The following is a 3,947-nucleotide window of genomic DNA, read 5'->3' as shown; positions in this document are numbered from 1 at the left end:
CTGAGAAACCGGCCCACCGCACCGATCGGAACCCGAGGAAGGCGCCCGCCATGTGGACCACCACCGAACGCCGCACCACGATCAGCCTGTCACCGCCCTCGACCCCACGGCTGAGGCTGCGCCCCGCGGCCCCTCCCGGTTCGGCGCGGACCGCGCTGGACGGCGCCTGGTGGCCCCGCTCGGCCGACCCGGTCGCCGAACTGCCGGGCTTGATCCTGGCCCTGCAAGGCCGCGGCCCCGTCGACGACCAGCGTCCCATCACCCACGTCCTGCTCCGGTTGGACGACTGGGACAGCCGTCCCCGCAGGTTGCGCATCGACGGCCCGGCCGACACCCGGGTGGTGCGGCTGAGCTGGTTCGGCTCCCTGCCCTCCGGGCTGCTCACCGCCATCCACGCCGACGGCCGGCGCGTGGACCTGCTCACCGTTCCGGCCGCCACGCCCAGGGACGAAGCCGAGGCGTCGATGGAGCTGGCCTCCCACCCGCACAACTTCCTGCGCACCCCTGGGCTGCTGGCCGCCCTCACCCCGCCACCCGGCCGGATGGGCCCGGCAGGCACCCCGATGGCCTCGGAGAGCGCCTGGGAATCCGAGGGCGGACGACTTCGGAAAGACCCCGCCAAACCTTGATCGGGCCGCGGACCGGGCGACTCGTCGTCCGGCCGTCCGGGCCGGCCTCCCGCCCACCACCGATCGGAGATCACCATGACCGCGTTCACCGCCACCGCGTCCGCTGCCGCCGACCTGTTACGGGCCCCCGGCGAAGCGAGGACGCCCGCCCGCCGCGCCGCCGGACCCGGCATCACCGTACGCCTCGCCGACCCCGGCCCGCAGATCGCCGCACGGCTCGGCGTCACCGGACCCGGTCGCCCCCTCAGCACCCACCTCGGCCCTGGGCGCCCGAGCCGAATCCGCCACATGACCCTGGGACGCCGAGCACGAGTTCGCCACGACGACCGGCCCGGAACGGTTTCGCGGCGTGGATCGTACGGGCGTGCCGGTCCGGGCCAGTTCTCCGATCGCGCTCACCTGAGCTTGATCAGCCGGCACTGCCGACTGGGCTCACCTCGCGGCCCCGTCTAGAGGGGCTCGCTGATCCAGTGCCACACGCCCCCCTCGTACCGTGCGCGGACGAGGTGCGCTCCGCTGGAATCGGCGAGCTGGGCGACCGCCCGGATCAGCTGACGATGGAAGTCATCGGGCGGACGGGAGCCGGACGAGCCTTCCAGGAGGGACACGCTGACCTTGGCGTCGTCGCGGAGCTGCGCGGTCAGCCGTCCGGTCTCGTCCAGGCGGAGCATCACGATCGCGTCAGCGCGGACGATGTCATGGCCGCCCCCGGCCGCGATCCAGACCCCCGGCGCCGTCCCGCTCATGGACCTCACCCCCCTGCTCCGACAGCCCACAGAACCACCATCCACCATAAGCGGTCCGACATCACGCTCGCCGGAATCTTGGAGCCCGCCTACTGGCCACTGGCGCCGTGGGCGCCTAGCGGAAGGGACGATCGGGGTCTGCAGCGTCGGTGTCCGCCCGACCGAGGCCATTAGGGGAGAAAGGCCTCACCGTCCTGCCCCTCGGGCGTGGGTCTCCTGGACAGGCGCCTGACCACGGAGGCGAAGTCGGCGACGGACTGGTTGGTGGTGCTCACCGGCCAGCAGAGAGCGATGCGCAGCGGTGAGACGTCGTTCACAGGCACCCACGCCAGATCCGGACGGCTGTAGTGCAGTGTCATCGACTCGGGGCTGATGCAGATCGCCCGGCCGGAGGCCACGTGTTCGAGCATCTCCTCGACGTTGTCGTTCTCGGGTCCCCACAGCGGCTCCCGTCCGTCGGGACGCGGGTTCACGGCCCACCAGTCGACCCAGTCCCTCGGTGCCTGCCGGGTCCAGACGATCGGCTCGTCGTTCAGTTCCAGGATCGAGATCGTGTCCCGTCCGGCCAGCGGATGTCCGGCGGCCAGTCCGGCCATCCGCCGTTCGACGGCCACGACCTCCGTGTGCAGTCCGGTGGTGTCGGCGGGGAGCCAGACGAAGGCGACGTCGACCAGGCCCTCGTGCAGCGCCATCACCTCCCCGCCCCACTCGAAGCGCTTGGGCTCGACGGAGCGATCGGGGTGCCGCCGCATGAACTCGGTGTAAGCCCGGGTGGCCATCGTCCCGGCGCCCGAAGCCTCGAACCCGACTCGCAGGACGCGGGACCTGGCCGCGGCCACGACGCGCGCGGCGCGCTGGGCCGCCTGCCAGTCGGCGACGAGCTGCCGCGCGAACGGGAGGAGCGCCTCGCCCGCGGCGGTCAGCAGGACCTCGCGACCGGTCCGCTCGAACAGCGGCGTGCGCAGGTCCTCTTCAAGCCGGCGGATCCTTCGGCTCAGCGCGGGCTGGGAGACGAAGAGCCGTTCGGAGGCGCGGGTGAAGTTCAGTTGTTCGGCGAGTTCGATGAAATACCGCAGGGACCGCGTGTCCACGTCCATGCGCAGGCCTCCCTGACCCAAGGGCTGATCTAGGCGTCAACTGTATGTGCACGGGTCTCACACCTCTTTGCCATCTCGAGTGGGACGCTCACCCTGGGACCTCTATGCGCTTTTTGCATGGGCAAAGGTCTTGGACTCGCGCGGGGAGCCCGCGCTTTGCTGAGCCCAGCGGACGACCTTCGGCAGCGGAGGCATCCCCTCGGCCCGGCGTGAGGCCCCGCGCTCGCCGGGCCGGGGCACAGGGTCGGCTCGTCGGCAGGGAAGCGAAGGAAAAAGCAGGGCTGGAGATTTTGTCATGCGTTTTCGTAAGCACATCGGCTTCGCAATGGTGGCGATTCTGCTCGCAGGTTGCGGTGGCGCGGGGGATACCGGCGGTTCGCCGGAACATTCCGCGGGCGCCTCGGATTCCCCTCGGGCGTCCACCGTCGCCGTGCCCGTCGACAAGGCGGAGGCCGAACGGGTCGCGCGCCGCTTCCTGGACGCGGCCAACGCGGGGGACACGAAAGGGGTCGAGGCCACCTTCGCGGAGAACGCCCGGTTCGACAGCGTCGGCCGCGTCTACCCGTCGCGCGCGGACATCATGAATCGTTTCCTCATTCCCGAAGTACTCGACGTCGGCGGCCGCTACAAGGCCACCGGGAGCCGCTGGGACGGCGACCGGTACGTCGTGAACTACGACTTCAAGACGAGCGGGGGTGGCGGCGAGAGCTTCTCCTACGCATTCCTGATCCAGGACGGGCTGATCCGCGACGTTGTGGGCCGCTACTGAGCCGCTGCTATGCGGCGCGCAGAAAGCCCGTGATCTACGGCCACTACATGGTCGGGACAAACGCTGTCCCCGTTCTCGAAAGGAGTTCCTCTTGACCGAGATCTCTCGCGCGAGCCTGTTGCGCGCCGCCGGCGTCACCGCGGCTGCCGCGGCCGCCGCAACCATCGCGGGCCCCGGACCGGCCGCGGCGGCGCCCGTTGGCAGGCCTCGCGAGCATCCGAACGTCAGCCTGATCCGCAAGTATTACGAGGCCTACGGAAAAGGCGATCTCCAAGCGCTGCGCACGAGGTTCTTCGCCCGGGACATCACCTGGACCATCCCCGGACACCATCCCCTGGCGGGCACGAAGGAGGGCCCGGACGAGGTGCTGGCCTTCTTCAAGGCGCTCGGCCGGGCGGGCTTCAAGGCCGAGACGATCTTCCTGGCCGCAGACGGCGACTGGGTGGTCGACCTACACCGAGGGTGGAGCACGAATCCCGAGGGGCTGGACATCACCTGGGCGTTGGCCTTCCGCGTCGAGGAGGGCCGCATCGCCGAGGCGGTCAACTATCCAGGCGACCAGCACGCGGCGGATGCCTACTTCTGGAAGGTCTTCCCGCTGGCCGACCTACCGGACCGGCTCCACCCTCAAGCGCGAGGCTGAGAACGCGTCTCACGCCGTCACCGTTTCAGCGAAGGGCAGGCGCGGACTCCTCGGTGGCGCCGG

The 3,947-nt window shown here is 70.5% G+C and carries 5 protein-coding genes; 3 read left to right on the top strand and 2 right to left on the bottom strand.

From position 1 onward, the window contains the following. Window positions 1-629 (top strand): DUF5994 family protein (locus tag E1264_RS41120; protein WP_243711486.1); only part of this gene is annotated, 629 nt, incomplete at its 5' end. A 449-nt stretch (window positions 630-1,078) separates the two neighbouring features. Here the strand turns inward: E1264_RS41120 and E1264_RS41115 are convergent. Then, window positions 1,079-1,375: a hypothetical protein gene (locus E1264_RS41115; RefSeq protein ID WP_132182749.1), complete on the bottom strand. Its 297-nt coding sequence runs from the start codon at window positions 1,373-1,375 to the stop codon at window positions 1,079-1,081. A 170-nt stretch (window positions 1,376-1,545) separates the two neighbouring features. Continuing rightward, window positions 1,546-2,472 carry a LysR family transcriptional regulator gene (locus E1264_RS41110; RefSeq protein WP_243711485.1) on the bottom strand — a complete coding sequence of 309 codons (927 nt, stop codon included), beginning with the start codon at window positions 2,470-2,472 and terminating at the stop codon, window positions 1,546-1,548. Window positions 2,473-2,902: 430 nt separating this feature from the next. On the opposite strand from E1264_RS41110, the gene E1264_RS41105 reads away from it, so the two are divergent. Both E1264_RS41105 and E1264_RS41100 read left to right on the top strand, forming a co-directional pair. Beyond that, on the top strand, window positions 2,903-3,241 hold the full coding sequence (locus E1264_RS41105) for a nuclear transport factor 2 family protein (protein WP_132182747.1): 339 nt from the start codon (window positions 2,903-2,905) through the stop codon (window positions 3,239-3,241). Window positions 3,242-3,332: 91 nt separating this feature from the next. Next, complete coding sequence (locus tag E1264_RS41100) at window positions 3,333-3,884, top strand: nuclear transport factor 2 family protein (RefSeq protein ID WP_207936920.1); 552 nt, start codon at window positions 3,333-3,335, stop codon at window positions 3,882-3,884. Window positions 3,885-3,947 lie beyond the last annotated feature (63 nt).

The organism is Actinomadura sp. KC216 (genome assembly GCF_004348535.1).
In the GTDB taxonomy this organism is placed as follows: Bacteria; Actinomycetota; Actinomycetes; order Streptosporangiales; family Streptosporangiaceae; genus Spirillospora.
Note: the sequence above shows the minus strand (reverse complement) of the source record. Positions and strands in the feature narration are given on the sequence as shown.